The following is a 19657-nucleotide window of genomic DNA, read 5'->3' as shown; positions in this document are numbered from 1 at the left end:
ATTCTTCATTGCACAGCTCACCTATCTACTTTCCAGGAAACTGAGATGATGGGCGGCCTATAAATAGGTAGTCAGTATTGCCCCCATCTTTTCGTCCACGGCTACAGAAGTAGAGATCTCCTAGGCCATCATTGTTGAAGTCAGCAAATTCAACATCAAACCCATCCACCCCCTGAACCCTAGGGACGGACTCGTCTTCAAGCACGGTGAACTTACCATTGCCATCATTTGCCAAGAATGTGTAGGTTCGTCCTGCGTTGGCCCATAAATTGCCATTGGCTGTGACAAGGTCAGAATCGCCATCGCGATCAAAATCGAAAAAGTCACCGTCAAAGGTATTCAAGCTATCTGTAGGCAAACGATTTCCGGTTTCTTCAGTGAAAAAGCCATTGCCGTCGTTAATATAGATTCGATTCTGAGCATCGTATTTATGGAACAATCTGACATTGCCTGTAAAAATATCTAGGTCTCCATCCCCATCAATATCGAACAAGTCGATGTCACGGGTTTCCGTTAACGGGAATCCCCCGGCAAGTCTGGTTTCCGATTCGTCTTGAAATTTGAGTTGACCTTGGTTTATCAACATCTGGTTTTTTCCCTCGTTGGCGATGACAATATCTAGATCGCCATCGCCATCAAGATCACCTAGCTCTACATCTTGGCTCGTATCGGTATTGTCATTGAGAAATACTTTTTTAAAGTTGGCCTTGCCATCGTTGAGAAGAAGAAAATTCTCTCCCTTGTTGGCGAAAACTAGGTCAGGGCCAAGTTTATTGTCGAAGTCAGAGAAGGCTACACCATTGGTGATCCCATGGTCAGATATATTATCCTCACGTCGATCAAATTTACCAACTGAATTGGATAGGTAGGATTCGTTTATTTGGTCGTCCTCAGTAACGATGATGATGTCAATGGCCTCATCGAGATTGAAATCAGCCGCAGCTATATCTTCACTATCTCGTTTGGATTTTGGAAAGCTTTGGTCGATTGCAAAGGTGCCGGAGCCGTCGTTTATTAGTAGAATGTTCTCCCCGAATTCAATGGCAAGGATAAGATCCATGTCGCCATCTTGGTCGAGATCAATTGATTGGGCATCCATACACATCCGGTATCTAGCTTCTTCGGGAAGCAACTGGCTTGCATCATTAAACAAAGACTGAGGAGAATTTGATACTGAAGATTCTTGCGTTCTTTTACAAAAAGCACCAGAAAACAAAAAGATTAGGAATACAATGACTAGTGTTTTGTAGTTTTTCATGACCCTTATCAAGCTGCACTTCTATCATTTTCAGGCCTGTTCATGACATAGGCATTTAGAGTTTCATGTCTTGGTGATAACCACATGCCACAGTCTTTCGCTCCTTTGTCCTGGTATACGAGATATCGATTCAGTCTTGCGAAGAGGTATATTTTGCCAGTAAGTTCGTAACCCATTCGTTTTACAGACTTTAAGGAATTTGAATTTTCGGATGCTACAATCGAGACTAGCCCTCGGTAACCTTGTTCTTGAAAGGCAGCAACCGCCTTGGCCATTCCGATTGCATGGAGTCGTTTGCCGCGGTAATCTGGATTTGTGTAGCCGTGATGCATATATACCCAGTCATTGCTAAAGTTGACGGCAAACTCGTTTGTGACTCGTGTGGGCTTTTTAGAGTACCAACCGTAGGCAGCGAGAACATCACCATCCACAAAGCCGAAGCACATGTCACCGTGATCCAGACTTTCTGGCAAAAAGTCATTTGTAAGCTGATATTTACTATTTTTTGAAAACTTTTTGATCTCTTCTGGGGTCAGAAATCGCCCAACAATAGGTGCTTCTGGATCTTTTAAATACTTACTATCGATGTTCTTTAGCTCTAATGTCATAGTGTGTAGTATATCGAAGTACATTATTCTATTCATGAAACGAAAGCCTGCGAAGATAAGTGCTGCGCGCCAGCCTCCGAACTTGAGTTGATTTCGAAATTCCTTCAGAAACATGATCACTCCACATTATATGAGCTGGAGTCGTTATCGCTCGATACACCTGAATCTTGAATCTGCGTTTCTAGTAACTGTCATCTTTTTTCCAATCCCTTGGTTAAATCACGAAATTTACTGACTTAACACTCAAGAGTCGAGCCGTGCGTCCGATACCATTGCAGTTGATACATGTATATCTCAGGTTTTGATATGCTCAGAGTTCTGGTTTTTAATATTTTTCTTTTTATGGTTGGGAACGAGGAGGCTGCTTTTTGCCAATCCGCTCCTACTCGAATTGAATTCGAGGTTTTGAAAGTTGAAAATAGAACTGAAAACGATGGTAATGAAGTAGAAAGCGAAAGATTTTCGGCTGGAAGAGTAGGAGTAAATCAGAGCTTTATTCAGGCGTTTGGGAACAAAACCTACACACAAAGCATTATTGGTGGATCAGGACGGGCATTCTCCGAAGATCGAACATTCTCTAACCTAGGCTTGAATCTAACCTACGTTGCTCTGTATCATACTGGTCAATTATCAGTATCTCTCACTGGAAATTGGGGGAAAGGTCAGGATGTAACACAAAGCTTAACACTAGAGGATACTCTATTGGTAGAAGATCCTAATGAACTTGAATATCGCTTTTTACTAGGCAATGCGACCTATAGTCACAATCTCAGTGCACTCTCCAATTACTCTCTGTCGGCGTCAATTCAGACTCTCGATACCTACAATCAAGACGTTGAGACTAAAACTGTATCGGCATCCTTGCTTCGCGTACTCAGTGTAAGAAGTAGTCTGCGAAGCACCATTCAGTACGGGATACAAAAGCCATTGAACTCCTCTGAAAGTTCCACAGCACTCTGGGGTTTGAATTATAGCTATCGGCTTTCTGAGAGAGGCATTGTAGCAATTCAAGGTGGACAGACCAGGTCAGAAACGGAAGGTGATACACTTACTTTTGGGACAGGAGGTGCATCTTATACCTACCTATTCTACCGTAATCGAGTTCTTCAAAGCCTTGAGACTACGAAGCACGATGACGATAACATTCTGTCTTCGTCGCCCGATAGTTTGAGTGAACAAGTAAGTAGTCAGTCATTCGCTAATAGCTTCAGAGTTGAGTGGAATCGAAGTTTCACATCCACTGAAGAGGGGTCGGCTAGTTCGATTACTGATACTACACTTGTTAGCCTCAGTGCAGAAACTTCGACCCAATCAGTATTTCAGTTCGTAGTAAGCAATGCAGATCAGGAGAATAATGGTAATATTGTCAGTGAAAACTATGTTCGAGCTATGAATATTGAGTTTCGTTACAGATTGGGTTTACCTCAGGAGGGCAAACCTCCACCGAGTGAAATATCGATATCGGGGGATTATTCCGAAACAAAGAATTTAGAGTCTCAACTTGCTGCCACGCGAAGGCTGGTCACATTGGGCTATCTAATTCAATTTTGAGGATTGGCTGTTGAACGTGGGAAGTCAAAGCAATAAAGTGCTAGTCACAACTGGGGCCTATATTGGAACCCTTTGTGCTATAAGATCTTTAGGTAGGTTAGGGTTATCCGTGTATCTAGCCGACACCGCAAAGTCACCATCAGCATATTCAAAGTACTTGACTCAGTACTTAAAGTGTCCTCCTGTTGCGAAAACAGAAGAGTTTATTTCCTGGTTGGTAAGTTTTGGGCGAGATCACCCTGGCACCCTACTTTATCCATGTTGTGATACCACTGCTTGGCTGTATGCTTTCCATTCTGAAGTACTTTCAAAGTACTTTTCTATGTACAGTCCCTCAAAAGAAGTTATCTATAGTATCTTGAATAAGAAGCACCTACACCAAGCCTGTAAGGAAATAGGAATTCAAACTCCTATGACAGAATTTCCAGAGAATGATCATGATGTGGTGGAAGTGTCTCGTAACCTTCGCTTTCCTATTTTACTGAAACCTCAAACTCAAATTGGATCGATCAGTAGTCAGAAAGGAAGGATTGTTTGGCAAGAAGAAGATCTTGCTGCAGGCATCAGAGAATTTAAGTCTAAGAGCAAATATGAATCCTATATCGAGTCATATGATCAAAATGTCAATTGGCCGATGGTTCAAGAGTTTATGACCGAGGCCATGACTGATACGTTGAGTATTGCTGGTTTTGTCGATGAAACGGGTAAACTTACCAGCTTTCGCTCTAGTTACAAGGTTATGCAAAAACCGAGGAAAATTGGTATAGGCTTATGTTTTGAGAGTATCGAAGCTCCTCAGTACCTAATTGACCAAGTTTTTCAGCTTTGCCAGAAGATGAACTATTTTGGTGCATTCGAGACTGAGTTTATCTATAAAGATCAGCAGTACTACCTTATTGACTTTAATCCACGATACTATAGTCAGATGCAATTTGAAATTGCGAGAGAAATGGAAATTCCTAGACTCGTGTTTTATAGTGCTTGTAGAATCGATAGTGATCTACAACAGGAGATCAATAAAGCCAGGAGTTGGGATAACTCCCAGAAGTATATATACAGCATTATTTGGCTTTTTTATCTGACGATCTCTTTATCTTTTCTAAGTCTAAACATGAGTTATCGAGAATTTCGTAAATGGCTTTCGTGGGCTAATTCACGAGATTCCCAATATGTAGATGCTTATTACGCACCTGATGATCGAGTTCCAGCGCTTGTTGGGATGATTCAGGCTTTCGCAGGGTATTTAAGGCACCCTCGTGCAGCATGGAGGCACTTCTTTCAAGAAAAGTAGTTGGGGTTGTTGAGGTTTGCAATATAAATATCTAGGGCCTAAGCACTTTCTTTTTCCCTAGCAGCCTTCGACTTAACAACCTTGGCAGGTGATCCCACAGCGATAGACTGTGGTGGGATATCCTTTAGAACGACCGAATTTGCTCCGATCGTCGAGGATTGTCCGACTCTAATTTCCCCTAAAATTCTTGCCCCTGCACCCACGACGACTCCAGACTCAATCACGGGGCTTTCATATCGGTGAGCGGCCCCTACCGTATTGTTACCCATGAAGACGCACTTATTGCCGACAACAGATGTGCCACCAACAACAGTACCTAGTGAGTGAACAAAATACACGCCGTGACCAAGTTCGATATCGATTCCTAGCTCTATAGAGTACAGCACAGTTTGAACTTGTCGCAAGATTCGATTTACAAGAGGTAATCGGTATTTTCTCGCTAGTTTTCGAAGTCTGAACAGCAGCAGAATTGGGTAAGCATCACTGCCGAATAGAAGCCATAACACATTTTTTACCGACAAGTTTCTGCCTTCATATTCCAGAATATATTTCATGTCTAGTTTCATATCTCTAAAGAAAGATCGACCTGTTTGCCTCCCCAGACTCTCTAGATAGGACTCTTTTGCTGCTTCATAATCCTTGTCCAGCTGTTTCTGAGTTTTTAGTTCTTTTTGACTTAGAAATTGCTTCAAGCTAGACACATAGTTCATGATATAAATCGCGCTACATGAGAACGCTGCCATTTTACGTAGGTTTAATTTACCTAGGACAATCGCTTGCACTGTTAGAATTTTTGTAAGAATGTTAGTGGCAAGCTGAGACCTCTCGGCTGTTGCGATGAGAGCCGTTTTGAAAGGGTTCTGGGCAACGATAAAGAAAAAGGGGCTAAGTTCCACTTTTTGAGGATATTTAAGAGACATTTGGTAGTCGTAGGAGCCATATAGCTGAGCACGGTGGATGAAACTCTTAAACTTTCCCGTAGTGGAATTATGGTAAGCCGATGCTTTCCTATCAAATTTAAATTCAGCGTCGAACCGTGCCTCTAACCTTAACCCCAACTCGCGGTCTTCTGCATGGCGGTAATCACGATCAAATCCCCCTGCTTTTAGAAAAAGTTGACGATCAACAGAAACATTCGCACTGAAGAAATGTTGACCGCTTGGGGGCAGACCACCATCAAAGGCTTGGTACATGGACTCAATAGACTTTTCATAGAACCATTCAAAGGGTGGTCTTTTAGGGTCGTTGGCAGGGGGGAGAATCGCACCAAAAACGACGAGGTTGCTTTGATTTTCATGGTGTATGAGATGATGTTCAAGAAATGTTTCGTCACAGGGTTCCATGTCATCATCAAGAAAGACCAGAACGTCTCCTTTGGCTGCTTTCGCACCGTTGTTTCGCGCTACTGCCTGACCCTGGTTCTCTTGGCTAATCATGCGAATTAAGGCTTTTCGGTCTTGATTTAACCTTTCAATGAGTAAAGGAAGAGCTTCCTGGGTGTTATCAGGAGAGCCATCATTAACGAAAATAACCTCATAATCATCTGTAGGTAGATTTTGGTTAATGAGGCCATTTAAAATAGTCGTCAAGCTATTCACTCGGTTGTAAGTAGGTATGACAACGCTAACCTTTATTTGAACCATTGCTAGAACCGCCCATGCTGTTTCACTATTTTAATCCAGCCTTCTATACCTCAATTAGAGAGATAATCAACCATGCCTATTTCAATTGTCTTCAAGCGTAAAGCTAAGGCCGTATGTATTATTGATTTTTCTCAGTAATCCTTCGTCATTCCATGGCACATCATGAATCGCATCGACGAGGTTGTTGCTATTTTTGTCTCGTAAGACTTCGTTAGGAAACAAAGAAACTCTGATATTTTCTTTTAACTCTTTTTTGGGACTGGGTTCTTGGTGCCTGCACAAACTACTAAAAAGCTTACACAGGTCAGATCCAAAGATACTTCCCAAGTGACTGGCTGGTACGGGGCGAGGATTAAGTTCGATCACGTAAATTCTCTTCGAGACTCTTTCTACAATAAAGTCGATGCTACCAAAACCGGTGAACCTTGTCTTTTCGACAATAACTTTAGCATACTCTTCCATGTCGGGACAGATAAACGATTCTATCACAGTACTCGGGCCAATGTTCTTAGGAAAAGTTTCTGCTTTTCTTACGGAAAACCCACCTATCAGTTCTCCCTTTTCAGCTAGAAATGGATACATTGAAATGTCCCCATCTATGTATTTTTCTGCCCTAGGCTTACTATTGAACGAAAAGATATCGTAAAAAAATAAGCATTTTATAGGTGATAATGATTTGCGAATCCAGGATTTCTCATTTCTGACTGATGCATCGTGGAATTCACTTTGACTATAGACGATGGAAACTCCGCTACCACCACTGCTGTAAGAGTCTTTTACGACTAGAGGAAACTCATCTTTCTGAGGTTTGTATACATCAATCTGTCCAAGTTGCGCAGGGATTGGCACCGACACTTCTTGGAGCAAGCTGAAAAACTTATACTTGTTTATGATATGATCTGTGTTAGTTGAGCTGATAGACGCTTCAAGTACCTTTTGTACGTTGCGGATTTTAAGGGTTTTGGCCAGTTTCATAACATCATAGAGTGCATAGACGGTATCTTCATCACCGGGAATAACGCGGTCACAAGGTTCCTTATGAAGAATAGATAGAATCTTGATACCTATGAGCCGCGTATAGGCTTTGAGTTTTGGTGGAGGAATGAAGTGAAGTTTGTCGATATAGCTCGACTCCCCGAGAAAAGACCCTTTCTGGCAAATAGCAACGATCTCAAGCCCATTTTCAGAGAGAGATTCTGGTAAACGGCTAATTCCAAGCCATTCTTTTCTTAATGATACTAAGACAATTCTTGGCCTTGCCTCATGTGACATATCTTTTCATTTTCAGAGAGTTAGAAACACTATTCCTTCGGAAAGAGTTTCGATAACCTGAGAAAATTAATTTAACCAATCTTGAAGATTGCCGAAAAACAGCCAACAGCATTCAATCAATGAGACACAATTGACCAACAAGATCCAGTATCCAAATATCTTAAAAAATGCATCAATGATTTCTATTTCAGTTGCATGCACGATGGTCTTGTCATTGCTTCTACGCATGTATCTGCCTAGATTGCTTGGTCCAGAGAAAATAGGTCAGCTCTTCTATGCTGAGTCTATTTCATTGATATTCTTCTCTTTTCTTCCTTTGGGTGTGTCTGTCTATATATCACGGATGATACCTCCAAATCCGTCTCACACAAAAGAAATCTTGAGCAGTGTGCTCTTTATGCAGTTTGTCTATGGCCTATTGATAGCAGGAGCCATGTACACGTTCCTGATGTTTTCAGGGAAAGACCAAGCAACGATCCAATTTACTATGACCATGGGTGTATTCGCAGGTTTACACATTATAAATAGAGAAACACTTAAACGTACCACAATAGCTATAGATGAAGTAAAAATCGTCACGATAATAAATATAGTTACAAAGCTTGTGCTGGTGGGAACAGCATTTCTACTTCTCTACTTCGATGAAAGTGTAGAAAGTGCAATTTACGCCTTAGTGTTGTCAGAAGTATTTTGCTTTATTCTGCTTATGACAAATTTCTCACGGAAAAAACTCGTGTCGCTGAGTATCGATTTTTCTGTGTTGCGGGCAATCCTAAAGGTCGGTCTCCCATTCTATGCAGCGAATGTACTGGCAGCTGTCAGTACAGAGATCGATATGGCAATGCTCGGATCACTTACGAGCTCGGAGGAACTAGGATATTTTGGGGCAGCTTCAAAGCTCGTCGGGATCTTCCTTCTATTTGTGCCAATTTTGTCTAGTTCTGTAACTCCAGCACTTTCAGTGGCGTTTAGTAAGGATAAGGCCAGTTTTATCCACCTCACACAACAAGCGATTCGATTTCTTTTGATTATTACCTTTCCACTTTCTATGGCCATGACTCTTTTTGCTGGTGAGTTTGCAACAATTCTATATGGGGATGGATTTGAGCCCAGTCATAAAATAATCGCTTATCTAAGTCCTGTCTTGCTATTAACCTATCTGGCCACACTACTGTCTTCGGCACTCTCTATTTCAAAAACAGGAAAAACGCTCGCAACAGTAATTTTTGTAGGGGTTTTGATCAATGTCAGTTTGAATTCGTTCACAGTAAGCTTAGGGTTAGCACACTGGGGAGTCGGGGGCGGAGGATTAGCAGTAACAATATCAACTTTGATCAGTGAAGTCGTCGGTGTTTGTCTCCTTATGCGGTTGTTCCCAGGGAAGCTGGTTAACACAAAGATGATGATGTTAATCGTCCTCTTGGAAGTTCCTGCTTTTCTTTGCCTATGGTTCTTCGATGCCTTACGTGAAACCCCATTAGTGTATCGGATTCTCGGATTTGGTCTGACTCCTTTATATTTGTTTACGATTGGCGCATTGAAAAGAAGTGAGCTTGTAGAAATGATGAAAGAAATTCGGAGACGCTGAAGGGTAAAAAATTCCCAGCAGCTTCATATAGAATATTGGTATGGTTCCATTACAATTATTTTTCAGAGGAACTATGAAAAATAGAACAGATGAATTTAACCAGAACGAGGAAGATTGGCAATTAGCAGGTCCTCTTCCAGATCTAGTTTATCTAAAAAAGTTATTCAAAAGGCATATCCTTTTTGCCATCCAAGGAATCGTTCTCAGCCTGGTGGTTGCAATAGGCATTGCTCTAACAGCAAGAAATGTCTTTGAATCTAAGATTCATGCTGTCTTTGATCAAACTGATATATCAGGTTCAGGGCTGGGGGTCAGTAGCCAAGCGTCTTACAATATCGTCTCTCGCTTGTTTCTGGCACGATTCAACTCTCAAGAATTCTTATATAAAATTGGCAAAGACCTGCATATAATTGACGAACTACGCAAACCTAGATTTCCCTATAATCTTCTGGGTGCAGAGCCGTCGGTGCCTGAAACTCAAGAAGAAATCATTGCTGAAAAGCTCGCAGTTGTTGATTATATGAAGAAGCATCTAAAGGTAGAAGCAGAACCTTATACTGGAATCTTAAATCTCTATTCATATGCAGATACACCCGCGAAAGCAGCTAAACTTGCTACGGTGGCGATGAACGATTTTATTAAGCAAGAGCTTGAGTTTCAGCTAGAGTCCGTTGAGAAAAAGCTCGCTCTTCTGGAAACGGGCGTTGAAAGTGTGACTTTGATCGAGGAAGATGATAGCTCTCAAGACACCTCGGCTTCTCAGCCAGATAGGCTTAAGAAGCTACAGATACGTGAACAGGAATCCCGGCTTGAGGATGATTTAAAGAGGGTAACCTCGGAACTCAACAGTAACCAAGTGAAGCAGAAAAATCTTGAAGCAGCTCATAAAGCCGATCTGGAGAAATTGCTTGGTAGCCTACAGCCTAGCCATCCCACAGTACAAAGCAAAGAACGAACGTTTCGAGTTGAAATGGGTGCTCTTAAAACGGCAGAAGCCAAGCTGATTCGTAACGCTGAAGAAATGCGCCGTGAACTCTGGCGTACTAGAGTTAATAAGGTCAGAACCGAGGGTACCATGGTACCAACTGGAGAAGGTCTTACCTATCAAGGGGCATTTTTTATTGCCGTTTCTGATAGAATTAAGGACCTTTCCTTAGAAAAAAAGAACCTTATTCGGCAAATCAATGACCCAGACCAGAGAACTCGGATCAAGATTCTTTTCCCATCGACATTGGAACGAGTGCCATTTAAAAGTAATCGTCGTAAGATGGCGATGGTAATTAGTGTCATTGGTGGCATGATAGTCTTGGCTCTGGTTTTACTGAGAGAGATTAGAAACCCTATTGCTCGTGATGATTGGCGGATTTTACGTAGAAATGGTCAGCCAATCCTAACCCAGATCGCTCTCGAAAGTAGAAAGCAATTTGAGAGAATTACCCCCCAAGATGCTGACAGTTTGAGATCACTATTTGCCCAAGGAAATCCAAACGAGGAGGGGTTGCGGACCCTGCTTTCATACAGAAGACTTGAATTGGCCGTGAGCCAGAATTGTACAGGAAATATTATCTTGCTCACGAGTTCAGGATCACGAGATGAGCTAGGATCATCTATTTTTAGCTTTTTGAATATTCTAGCTACGGATACTAATCAAAGGGTTCTCGCAATCGACTTTAATGGTTACGATCCTATCTGCCCGAATATCGAACCTAAGAATGACGTGATTGATGTGATTCAAAAAAAGTGCTCCTTAGAATCAATCATTCAAAAAGGAGGTAATGAAACTCATCAGTTCGATGTTATTCCACCCTTCAGAGAGTACGCAGGCGAAAGGACAAGGGTCTTTACTTATAAGAACCTTAGCTCAATTATTGATTCAGTCAAAGGGTCTTACGATCTAATGTTCTTGCGAAGTTTTCCTGAAAGCCAATTCACTGAGAATGTAGTACTTAGTAACATTGCAAGTGACAGCCTTGTTTGTGTAGATGCTGAACGAACATCATTCAACGAATTAGATCGAACGATAACGCATATCGACTCTGAGAAACTACGTGGCCTTGTGTTAGTAGGTACCTAGATGGATCATAGACCCATATTTCTGAGTGGCTTGGTATTCTTATTATTAACTTTGTCGAGCATCGTTCTCCTAGGTGGAAACTTCATTCCAGCCGTGATTCTAGCAAGTGCTTTGTTCGCGGGTGTATTGATTTATTGTCTTAGACCCAGCGTCGACCAGGTCTGCCTTGTTTTGCTTGCCGTCGCTGTAGTTTTGGAGCCACCCGCAGCAAATCCTTACTATGACCACACTCCCATCACAGAGATATTGGGAGCTTTATTTTTTAACTCTATAAAAAAGATCAGCGGTATCCCTCTACCTTTCAATATCTATGAAATGATATCCTTTCTCTGCGCAGGTGCAATCTTAGTCAATTTTCGCCTTAGAAAAAACCCTGTAAATATCGTGACTATCATCGTAGCAGCCTCGATTCCTCTAGTTGCTGTATTCTCCATTCTGGTAGGACAATTGAAAGGCAATCAGTTAGGACTGGCAATCACTCAGATACGTTCGTTTCCGATCCTGCCCACCTGGGTCATTCTTGGCTTCTATTTAGCGCGCAAGCGAGAGAATCTATTTCATATTCTTAATATAGTAAAATGGGGCTCCCTTTTTAAAGCGGTCTATGCCATCCTATTTTTCTCCATATCAATGGGTGGCACCCTTGGGGATCAAGAGTATCTCATCGATCACATGTCATCCTATATTTTGGGCTTAGCCATGGTTATCGTTGCAGCTGAGGTTGTTTTTGATCGCCGAGCTGAGATTCATAAGATTCTGATAAACATGATATTCTTCTTCATTTACCTGATACCTTTTATCATCAACGATCGCAGAACCGCGATGCTAGGCCTCGTATTCATCGTGCTCAGTTTTCCCGCGCTCATTGAAAAAAATCTTCTGAAGAAGCTTTTAGTCCCTCTTCTCATGATCCTGCCATTTGTGATAATGACCATAGTAGGGGTCGTTGGTTTTGCTTTTGTCAGCAATTCAGCCGGAGCCCAGCTGATCCGCTCTTACATATCTGCGGCTCCTGAGCAGAATCTAAGCTATCGCTCCATCGAGAACTTCAACTTATTCCAAGGGGTTCGTCAATCCCCCATCCTAGGCCAGGGCTTCGGTTCGAAGTATCCGATTTATATGGAGCTTCCAGATATTTCTCATGCATTTGAGTTATTTGATGCCATCCCTCATAACCATGTGTTTTATATCTGGGTCTTTGCCGGGCCCATTGGAATCGGGGGGCTGAGCTTAGTCACCTTGATTCCACTAATTTCCGCGGTGAGGCTTTCAGGGCATTCGAGCCATGGTATTATTCCAATTATTGGCTTCGTCACCTTTTCGGCTTTGGTACTGTGGCTTGTCTATGTGTTTTTTGATATGGGTTTGCTTGCTATCCGTCCCATGACGATGACAGCTATTCTGATTGGTGCAACATTTGCTCTGTATAGAAACTACGTTCAGACGGGTAGGGGTGGATTGAGAACCAAACTGTTCTTCAAGCTTTAGAAAGTGGCTCTCAATATCGTTTCTTTAAACCGCATCCACGATATCGACCGTGTTTGCTTTCAACGAAAAATGGGATCCCTGCATCCCAATTACGGTATCAAGAGCGTAGGTATAGTTCTCCTGCCGAGCAGCTGTCATAAGTTGAATCGAGTCTGAAACCAAACTCGTATACCCAGAGACGAGAGCGAGTTCTAAGATATTTTGACTAAGAGCTTCTAATTCCTCAAATTTTTTGAGTGCGATCATCTTGTGGGAGCGCAAGATGAGTTGTTCCAGTACCTCGCTCTTATCGATCAAGTCGGCATTGATTTCACTTTTTAGATTTTTCTTGGTAGTCAGGATACAAGTAGCCTGAGCGACAGGATTTACTCCCACGTCTATCTCCTTGGGTTTGATGTTTTGTCTAGTCGGCGTTTTCATTGGTATCGGAACATAAGGTTGATGAGGCTTACTTATTTTGTAAGCGCAGAAAACAATCGGGGGATTATGGTCAGTAATTGTTGAGTAAGAACATCTTGCTGCTTGACAGGTGATTTATATAGAGAAGACGGCAGTAAATATGATTCAACGTAGAAAACAAACTGGTCACTATAAAAAATTCGTACAGATTTGTAATAGCCCCGATAACTCTAAGAATCCCATATGCATACACACAAGCGGAGGCTCGTCGTGTTTTTTTGCTATCAAGCTCCTTTTCGATTTCTACAAAAAACACCGCCCGTAAAGGTCTTATTAGTTCAATATTAACAGATGTTTATAGACTTAAATATTTTTTTGCTGCTGGTATATGGCTTGCATAGGTGTTCCCATATTTTAAACGACACCCATGCATAGAAATATCAGGAGGCTTTTGTGAGCAAAGCGACTTCTCCATTGAAAACCAACTTTACTGCTGATGACCAAGTTGAACTAAACCCCGTTTTCGTTAAGGTCTACCAAGATGATCGTCGAGGCGGTATCCGATCAGACGACCAAGAAGTTATTATTGGTGGTTTCAATCCAGGTGCACTCCCTGAAAGGCGCTATTCAACACTTTCAGAAGGCATCAAGCGAGCGATCGATATCGCTGGAGCACTGTGTGCGATTCTCCTCTTTTCACCTTTTCTGATTTTATCTGCTTTGGCTGTCAAGCTTACTAGCAAGGGCCCGCTTCTATTTAGCCAGGAGAGGGTAGGACAGGGTGGACGAATATTCAAAATGTATAAGTTCAGAACCATGGTTACCAATGCAGAAGAGTTGAAGGACTCATTAATGAGTAAGAACGAATCTTCGGGTCCTGTTTTTAAAATGACACATGACCCACGAATTACTAAGGTTGGCCGAGTTCTCAGGAAGTTTAGCTTTGATGAATTACCTCAGTTATTTCAGGTTCTTAGCGGTGATATGAGCTTGGTAGGTCCGAGACCTCCGATTCCAAAAGAAGTTAAGAAGTATAAGCAGTGGCAGACGGAAAGGCTTGCCGTGAAGCCAGGTATCACTTGCATCTGGCAGGTGAGCGGAAGAAACCAGATAGGTTTCGAAGACTGGGTTCGTCTTGACATTAAGTACATTAGAAATCGGACCTTATTTCTCGATTTCTTGATACTAGCAAAAACTGTAAAAGTCGTATTTATTTCACCTGATGGTAAATAGATAGCATGGGGGCCTCCAGGTTAACTGGAGGCTTTTTTCTTACCTAAATACTGATTCCCTAACAATTAGAAAAAAATGATCGATAGTTAAAGCATCGTGACGATTGCTTGGACTACCTGCTCATGAATCTAGTGATTTTCATCATTTTTTTTCCTGTCTACCTGCAGGTTATCTGGCTATGTTTGATATTTCTGGGAAACTTAAAACGGCCCAGAGAGCATAGCTCCTATCATTCACCAAAACGTAAGTTTCTGATCCTAGTGCCAGCTCATAATGAATCCGCAGGAATTGCGAATTGTATCCGTTCGCTGAAAACCATCGACTACCCAGAAAATCTTTATAACATTCAGGTTATCGCAGACAACTGCGATGATGATACCGCTCAAAAAGCTCGGGACGAAGGTGCTTTAGTCTGGGAACGAAGCAGTGAGGAGAGAAAAAGTAAAGGTTATGCCTTAGAAGATGCATTCAAAAAGTATCTGGTGGAGACGGATACAGAGGCTTTCATAGTTATCGACGCCGACACAGAGGTTGATAGGAACCTCTTAAACGAGTTTAACGAGGATCTGCAACTAGAGAAGGATTGGATTCAAGCCTACTATACCGGCTCGAATGTCGATGCAAGTTGGCGAACCAGGCTAATGGAGTGGGGCTTTGCTGTTTTCAATGGAAGTTATCTACAAGGACTATCATCTCTTGGATTGAGTGTGCCTCTAAGAGGAAATGGTATGTGCTTCTCCCGTGAAGGCCTTCAAAGAGTGCCATGGTCTTGCAGTGGCTTAGCAGAAGATATGGAGTTTGGCTGGGAATTGAGATTCAAGAACGAGAGAGTCCACTTTAATCCAAATGCACGAGTTAAGGGAGAATTTGTTAGCCAGGGAGCGACTGCTTCGAGTCAGCGCAAACGGTGGGAAGACGGTAGGAGTGCTGTTCGGTCTAGCTTCAAAGATAGGATGAACGAACTGCCTGCCTTCAAGCGTTTCCTCTATGGTTTTGATTTACGTATGTGGCCAATGGCGAAATTGCTTGGATCATTGTTTCTTTATGGCTTGTTGGCTTTCATATTAGCGAGAGATGTTCTGGCACTTGCCATTGTCCTCCTTTTGATTGTCACCCTTTATGTATTCAGCCCGTTTATATTTGGTCTGGCATCACCACGGTTAGTTGGGGCTGCGGTTCATGTTCCTAGGTATGTTATCTGGAAACTATTCGTGAAAATGAAGAAAAGTACGAGTTCATGGGTTCGGACGACTCGGGAGGCAGAAAATTCGGCGGAAACTTTCGATTTCTGCGACCTTCAGTTTTCAAGGCTTTCGAAATCGGAAACCGTAGAAAAAATACTAAGTATCTCCCAAGAAGAGCGAGTCTCCTGGATAGTAACTCCAAATTCGGATATTGTTCTGAGAGCACAGAAGGATCCGAAATTTAAAGGTGTTGTTCAAAAAGCATCTTTGCTTACTCCAGATGGCATGCCCATTGTATGGGCATCCAAGATTTTAGGAGGCCCCATTCCTGAAAGGGTTACGGGGGCAGATTTATTACCCGCGATTTGTCTGGCAGCAGCCAATAGGGGGATCAAAGTTTGCTTTCTTGGTGGACATGAAGGTGAAGCGGAGCAGGCTGTAGAAAATTTTAAGAAGCAGAATTCAAACTTTGACTGTATGACTATATACCCGCCCATGGGATTTGATCAGGATGAAAAACTGAATGATGGCATTGTTGCCAAGCTTCGTCAGGGCAAACCTCAGATTGTTTTTGTGGGTGTTGGTAGTCCAAAACAGGAGTATTGGGTCTACGATAATCGAAGCGATCTTCCTCATGGGGTGTATCTAGGAGTCGGGATGTCGATTTCTTTAGCCGCAGGCAACAAGTCTAGGGCACCTCAGTGGATGCAAGATTCAGGGCTAGAGTGGGTCTATAGGATCTTTCAAGAACCTCGGCGGATGATCAAGAGATACAGCGGTAACTTTGAGATCTTTGTTCTAATATTTCAAGAATGGCGGAAAAAGAGGAGGTAGGGCCCATTTTTCCCTCTTTGATAAGGTATGATGGAAGCGAAGGATTTTATACACAACGAAATCGATTAGAGATTACCATGAAGCCTCTCAAAACATTATTGTATTTAGCCTTCTTGTGGATTTTGGTAGCTGTGACCTCATGTGCATCTAGTGGGGAAATTCTGCCACTACGCAAGGCAGTGAAAGGTAGTACATTCAATGACGATGGCGAGTATCGCCTTGGAGTGAACGATGTTATAGAAATGAAAGTGGCTGGTCAGCCTGATTACAATGGCAATTACGTGATTTCACAATCTGGGGTGCTGAATCTTCCCTTGACTGGCTCGATTCAAGCCCGAGGAATGACCGAAAGACAGTTATTAAGAGTTCTCGAAGGTAGGCTTAGAAATTACATTAAAAATCCAGTGATTACCCTATCTATAATATCCTACGAGAGTTACAAGGTATTTATCTCTGGCACTGTTCGGAACCCTGGGGTTTTTATCTTCAAGGAATCAACAACAATCGTTCAGGCCATAGCTGTTGCTGGTGGGTTGACGCCATTATCCAATGGTGAAATCATCTTGCATAGAAAGAAACCAAATGGTGTCATCGGTAAGTATACAGTGGATTACGATGACCTCATCAGAGGCCCGGCTTCGATTGCCTCTTTTGTCCTAGAACGAGGCGATGTACTTTATGTACAATAAGATCATCACCCTTGGAATTCTAATTTCGTTTTTTGCACCGGCTCTCGTGCTAGCTCGCATTCCTGTGAGAATCACGCCACGATTCGCTTTGAAAGTATTTGTTTCTTATACAGTCGCTTACCTATTCCTAGGTTTGGCTATTAAGTTTGTACCTAATTTAGTCAACCCTTGGTAGGCCTATCGTTCTTCCGATCAATTAGTAGCTGATTTAGGGTTTTAATTTGGGGCAAGGAAGCTCCATGGAAGTCATGGAGCTGTCAGTGTTTTATTTGATGTGATCTAGATCAAAACGATCAAGATTCATAACCTTTGTCCAAGCATTTACAAAATCATGAGCAAATTTCTCCTTAGCGTCGCCAGAGGCATATACTTCAGCCAAAGCTCTCAACTCATGATTGTGTCCGAAGATGAGGTCCACACGGCTTGCGGTGTACTTGCGTGCCCCTGATTTTCTATCGACGCCTTCAAACAGCTGTTCACTACTATCGACGGGCTTCCACTCAGTAGCCATATCGAGGAGATTCACAAAGAAGTCGTTGCTTAAAATGCCCACCTTATCTGTGAAAACCCCATGCTTAACATCTTTGTAATTAGCTCCCAGGACTCTCAGCCCACCAACGAGTACCGTCATCTCGGTGGGTGTTAAGCTAAGGAGTTGGGCCTTATCCACAAGTAGTTTTTCTGAAGAAACAGAGTACACCGTTTTCATAAAGTTGCGAAAACCATCTGTTTCAGGCTCTAATGGTTGAAAACCTTCCGCATCAGTGTGCTGATCTTCGGCGTCCACCCGACCCGGAGTAAATGGAACTTCGAGCTTAAAGCCACCGTCATTTGCCGCTTTTTCAATTGCAGCACAACCGCCAAGAACGATTAGATCAGCCATTGATACCTTGTTGCTGAATTCGTTTTGAATGCCTTCATAAACTTTTAGTACCTTGGCTAGGTTTTCAGGGTCGTTAGCTTGCCAGCTTTTCTGGGGTTCTAGCCGAATGCGTGCGCCGTTCGCACCACCTCTACGATCGGAATTACGATAGGTGGATGCTGATGCCCAAGCAGTTCGAACTAGCTCGGCGATTGATAGCTCCGATGCAAGAATCTTTGCTTTAAGCTTGGCGACCGTATCGGTATTGATAGACTCGCCTTTTGGTTCCGGAAGGGGGTCTTGCCAGATCAGCGATTCTTTGGGAACTTCAGGCCCTAAGTACCTGACGACAGGCCCCATATCTCGGTGAGTGAGCTTAAACCATGCCTTCGCGTAGGCATCTTTAAAATCTTCGTGGTTCTTATGATAACGTTCCGAAATCTTGCGATACTCAGGATCAGTGATCAATGCAATATCTGTCGTTGCCATCATCGTTGGAACTTTTTTACTGGAGCCATCAACTTCTGGGGCAAGATCCGAATCCTCGGCATCGATTGGGTACCACTGCCAGGCACCAGCCGGCGACTTCTTCTTTTCCCATTTATACTTGAAAAGCATATCGAAATAGCCGCTATCCCATTGGGTTGGATTGGGTGTCCAGGCACCTTCAAGGCCACTAGTGATTGTATCGACGCCCTTACCACTGCCGTGACTATTAGCCCAGCCGAAACCTTGTTGGTCGAGAGAGGCAGCGTTTGGGTTTGGCCCTACATTGCTATCTGGAGCAGCACCGTGACATTTGCCAAACGTGTGGCCTCCAGCGATGAGAGCGACAGTTTCCTCGTCATTCATAGCCATGCGCGCAAACGTCTCTCGGATATCCTTTGCCGACTCCATCGGTTCCGGGTTGGCATTGGGACCTTCGGGATTCACATAGATTAACCCCATGTGAACAGCGGCAAGTGGTCGTTCTAAAGCCTCAGCCCCTTCTTTTGCCCGGTCCCCATCATAGCGGGATTTGTTGCCCAACCATTCTGCTTCTTCTCCCCAATAGATATCTTCAGCTGGCTCCCAAACATCCTCCCGTCCACCACCGAAACCGAAAGTTTTAAATCCCATGGATTCGTGGGCGACGTTGCCAGTTAGGATAAATAGGTCAGCCCACGAGATGCTGCTGCCATATTTCTGTTTGATTGGCCATAGCAAACGTCTCGCTTTATCAAGGTTGGCGTTATCGGGCCAACTGTTGGTCGGCGCAAAGCGTTGCAAGCCTTGTCCCGCACCACCACGGCCATCGCTGGTTCGGTAGGTGCCAGCCACATGCCAGGCCATTCGAATAAAAAATGGCCCATAGTGGCCATAGTCTGCGGGCCACCAGTCTTGTGAATCTGTCATCAAGCCGTGAAGATCTTTTTTTAGGGCTCCTAGATCGAGTGCCTCAAACTTTTTAGCATAGTCGAAATTCTCGCCCATGGGTGTGGATAGGGAGGAGTGTTGCCTGAGGATACTGAGATTAAGCATCTCAGGCCACCAGTCACGGTTGCTGCGGCCGCCGCCTGCGGCATGTTTTGCGTTAATTCCTGACATGGGACATGAACTCATGGGAGTCTCCTTGCTAGATTTCTCAAACGACTTATATCTTAGCAAGTGTCAGGGATAGGAGGCAGTGTTTTTCTTGGAAAC

At 43.1% G+C, this 19657-nt stretch carries 15 protein-coding genes; 9 read left to right on the top strand and 6 right to left on the bottom strand.

The window, feature by feature from the left end; genetic code table 11:
• Positions 1-25 precede the first annotated feature (25 nt).
• Positions 26-1258 (bottom strand): FG-GAP repeat domain-containing protein, encoded by a 1233-nt coding sequence (locus B9N89_RS10265; protein WP_132317773.1) that lies wholly within the window; start codon positions 1256-1258, stop codon positions 26-28.
• Between the two features lie 8 nt (positions 1259-1266).
• Positions 1267-1980 carry a GNAT family N-acetyltransferase gene (locus tag B9N89_RS10260; protein ID WP_132317775.1) on the bottom strand — a complete coding sequence of 238 codons (714 nt, stop codon included), beginning with the start codon at positions 1978-1980 and terminating at the stop codon, positions 1267-1269.
• 192 nt (positions 1981-2172) lie between these two features.
• On the opposite strand from B9N89_RS10260, the gene B9N89_RS10255 reads away from it, so the two are divergent.
• Positions 2173-3417, top strand: a complete 1245-nt coding sequence (locus B9N89_RS10255; RefSeq protein WP_132317777.1) for a hypothetical protein — start codon at positions 2173-2175, stop codon at positions 3415-3417.
• Positions 3418-3526: 109 nt separating this feature from the next.
• A complete protein-coding gene (locus B9N89_RS10250) occupies positions 3527-4708 on the top strand; it encodes a carbamoyl-phosphate synthase (RefSeq protein ID WP_132317779.1) in 1182 nt (393 codons plus the stop codon).
• Positions 4709-4746: 38 nt separating this feature from the next.
• Here the strand turns inward: B9N89_RS10250 and epsC are convergent, their stop codons facing one another.
• Positions 4747-6351, bottom strand: coding sequence for a serine O-acetyltransferase EpsC (gene epsC / locus B9N89_RS10245; RefSeq protein ID WP_132317781.1), 1605 nt, complete (start codon positions 6349-6351; stop codon positions 4747-4749).
• Between the two features lie 81 nt (positions 6352-6432).
• Complete coding sequence (locus B9N89_RS10240) at positions 6433-7623, bottom strand: ATP-binding protein (protein WP_132317783.1); 1191 nt, start codon at positions 7621-7623, stop codon at positions 6433-6435.
• A gap of 130 nt (positions 7624-7753) precedes the next feature.
• Between B9N89_RS10240 and B9N89_RS10235 the strand changes: the two genes are divergently transcribed.
• From B9N89_RS10235 to B9N89_RS10225, 3 genes are all read left to right on the top strand, one after another.
• Positions 7754-9211 (top strand): oligosaccharide flippase family protein, encoded by a 1458-nt coding sequence (locus B9N89_RS10235; protein WP_132317785.1) that lies wholly within the window; start codon positions 7754-7756, stop codon positions 9209-9211.
• A gap of 73 nt (positions 9212-9284) precedes the next feature.
• Complete coding sequence (locus B9N89_RS10230) at positions 9285-11285, top strand: hypothetical protein (RefSeq protein WP_132317787.1); 2001 nt, start codon at positions 9285-9287, stop codon at positions 11283-11285.
• Positions 11286-12773 (top strand): O-antigen ligase family protein, encoded by a 1488-nt coding sequence (locus tag B9N89_RS10225; protein WP_132317789.1) that lies wholly within the window; start codon positions 11286-11288, stop codon positions 12771-12773. It begins immediately after the preceding gene.
• A 24-nt stretch (positions 12774-12797) separates the two neighbouring features.
• On the opposite strand, the gene B9N89_RS10220 is transcribed toward B9N89_RS10225, so the two are convergent.
• Positions 12798-13148 carry a hypothetical protein gene (locus B9N89_RS10220; RefSeq protein WP_132317791.1) on the bottom strand — a complete coding sequence of 117 codons (351 nt, stop codon included), beginning with the start codon at positions 13146-13148 and terminating at the stop codon, positions 12798-12800.
• Between the two features lie 477 nt (positions 13149-13625).
• Here B9N89_RS10220 and B9N89_RS10215 point away from each other — a divergent pair, with 477 nt between their 5' ends.
• The 4 genes from B9N89_RS10215 (at position 13626) to B9N89_RS10200 (ending at position 17287) form a co-directional block, all read left to right on the top strand.
• On the top strand, positions 13626-14405 hold the full coding sequence (locus tag B9N89_RS10215; RefSeq protein WP_132317793.1) for a sugar transferase: 780 nt from the start codon (positions 13626-13628) through the stop codon (positions 14403-14405).
• 122 nt (positions 14406-14527) lie between these two features.
• A complete protein-coding gene (locus B9N89_RS10210; RefSeq protein WP_132317795.1) occupies positions 14528-16423 on the top strand; it encodes a WecB/TagA/CpsF family glycosyltransferase in 1896 nt (631 codons plus the stop codon).
• Positions 16424-16500: 77 nt separating this feature from the next.
• Positions 16501-17112, top strand: a complete 612-nt coding sequence (locus B9N89_RS10205) for a polysaccharide biosynthesis/export family protein (RefSeq protein ID WP_159455285.1) — start codon at positions 16501-16503, stop codon at positions 17110-17112.
• Positions 17093-17287 (top strand): hypothetical protein, encoded by a 195-nt coding sequence (locus tag B9N89_RS10200; protein WP_132317799.1) that lies wholly within the window; start codon positions 17093-17095, stop codon positions 17285-17287. Before B9N89_RS10205 ends, B9N89_RS10200 begins: the two co-directional genes overlap by 20 nt.
• Before the next feature lie 90 nt (positions 17288-17377).
• On the opposite strand, the gene katG is transcribed toward B9N89_RS10200, so the two are convergent.
• Positions 17378-19576 carry a catalase/peroxidase HPI gene (katG, locus tag B9N89_RS10195; RefSeq protein WP_132317801.1) on the bottom strand — a complete coding sequence of 733 codons (2199 nt, stop codon included), beginning with the start codon at positions 19574-19576 and terminating at the stop codon, positions 17378-17380.
• Positions 19577-19657 lie beyond the last annotated feature (81 nt).

Source organism: Pseudobacteriovorax antillogorgiicola, assembly GCF_900177345.1.
GTDB lineage: Bacteria > Bdellovibrionota_B > Oligoflexia > Oligoflexales > Oligoflexaceae > Pseudobacteriovorax > Pseudobacteriovorax antillogorgiicola.
This window is presented reverse-complemented; position numbering and strand designations above follow the sequence as displayed.

Excerpts from the sequence above, each read along its gene's own strand:
- B9N89_RS10265 (WP_132317773.1), bottom strand. The coding sequence starts at position 1,258 with ATGAAAAACTACAAAACACTAGTCATTGTATTCCTAATCTTTTTGTTT.
- B9N89_RS10260 (WP_132317775.1), bottom strand. The coding sequence starts at position 1,980 with ATGTTTCTGAAGGAATTTCGAAATCAACTCAAGTTCGGAGGCTGGCGC.
- B9N89_RS10255 (WP_132317777.1), top strand. The coding sequence starts at position 2,173 with ATGCTCAGAGTTCTGGTTTTTAATATTTTTCTTTTTATGGTTGGGAAC.
- epsC (WP_132317781.1), bottom strand. The coding sequence starts at position 6,351 with ATGGTTCAAATAAAGGTTAGCGTTGTCATACCTACTTACAACCGAGTG.
- B9N89_RS10240 (WP_132317783.1), bottom strand. The coding sequence starts at position 7,623 with ATGTCACATGAGGCAAGGCCAAGAATTGTCTTAGTATCATTAAGAAAA.
- B9N89_RS10230 (WP_132317787.1), top strand. The coding sequence starts at position 9,285 with ATGAAAAATAGAACAGATGAATTTAACCAGAACGAGGAAGATTGGCAA.
- B9N89_RS10225 (WP_132317789.1), top strand. The coding sequence starts at position 11,286 with ATGGATCATAGACCCATATTTCTGAGTGGCTTGGTATTCTTATTATTA.
- B9N89_RS10210 (WP_132317795.1), top strand. The coding sequence starts at position 14,528 with ATGAATCTAGTGATTTTCATCATTTTTTTTCCTGTCTACCTGCAGGTT.
- B9N89_RS10205 (WP_159455285.1), top strand. The coding sequence starts at position 16,501 with ATGAAGCCTCTCAAAACATTATTGTATTTAGCCTTCTTGTGGATTTTG.
- B9N89_RS10200 (WP_132317799.1), top strand. The coding sequence starts at position 17,093 with ATGTACTTTATGTACAATAAGATCATCACCCTTGGAATTCTAATTTCG.
- katG (WP_132317801.1), bottom strand. The coding sequence starts at position 19,576 with ATGAGTTCATGTCCCATGTCAGGAATTAACGCAAAACATGCCGCAGGC.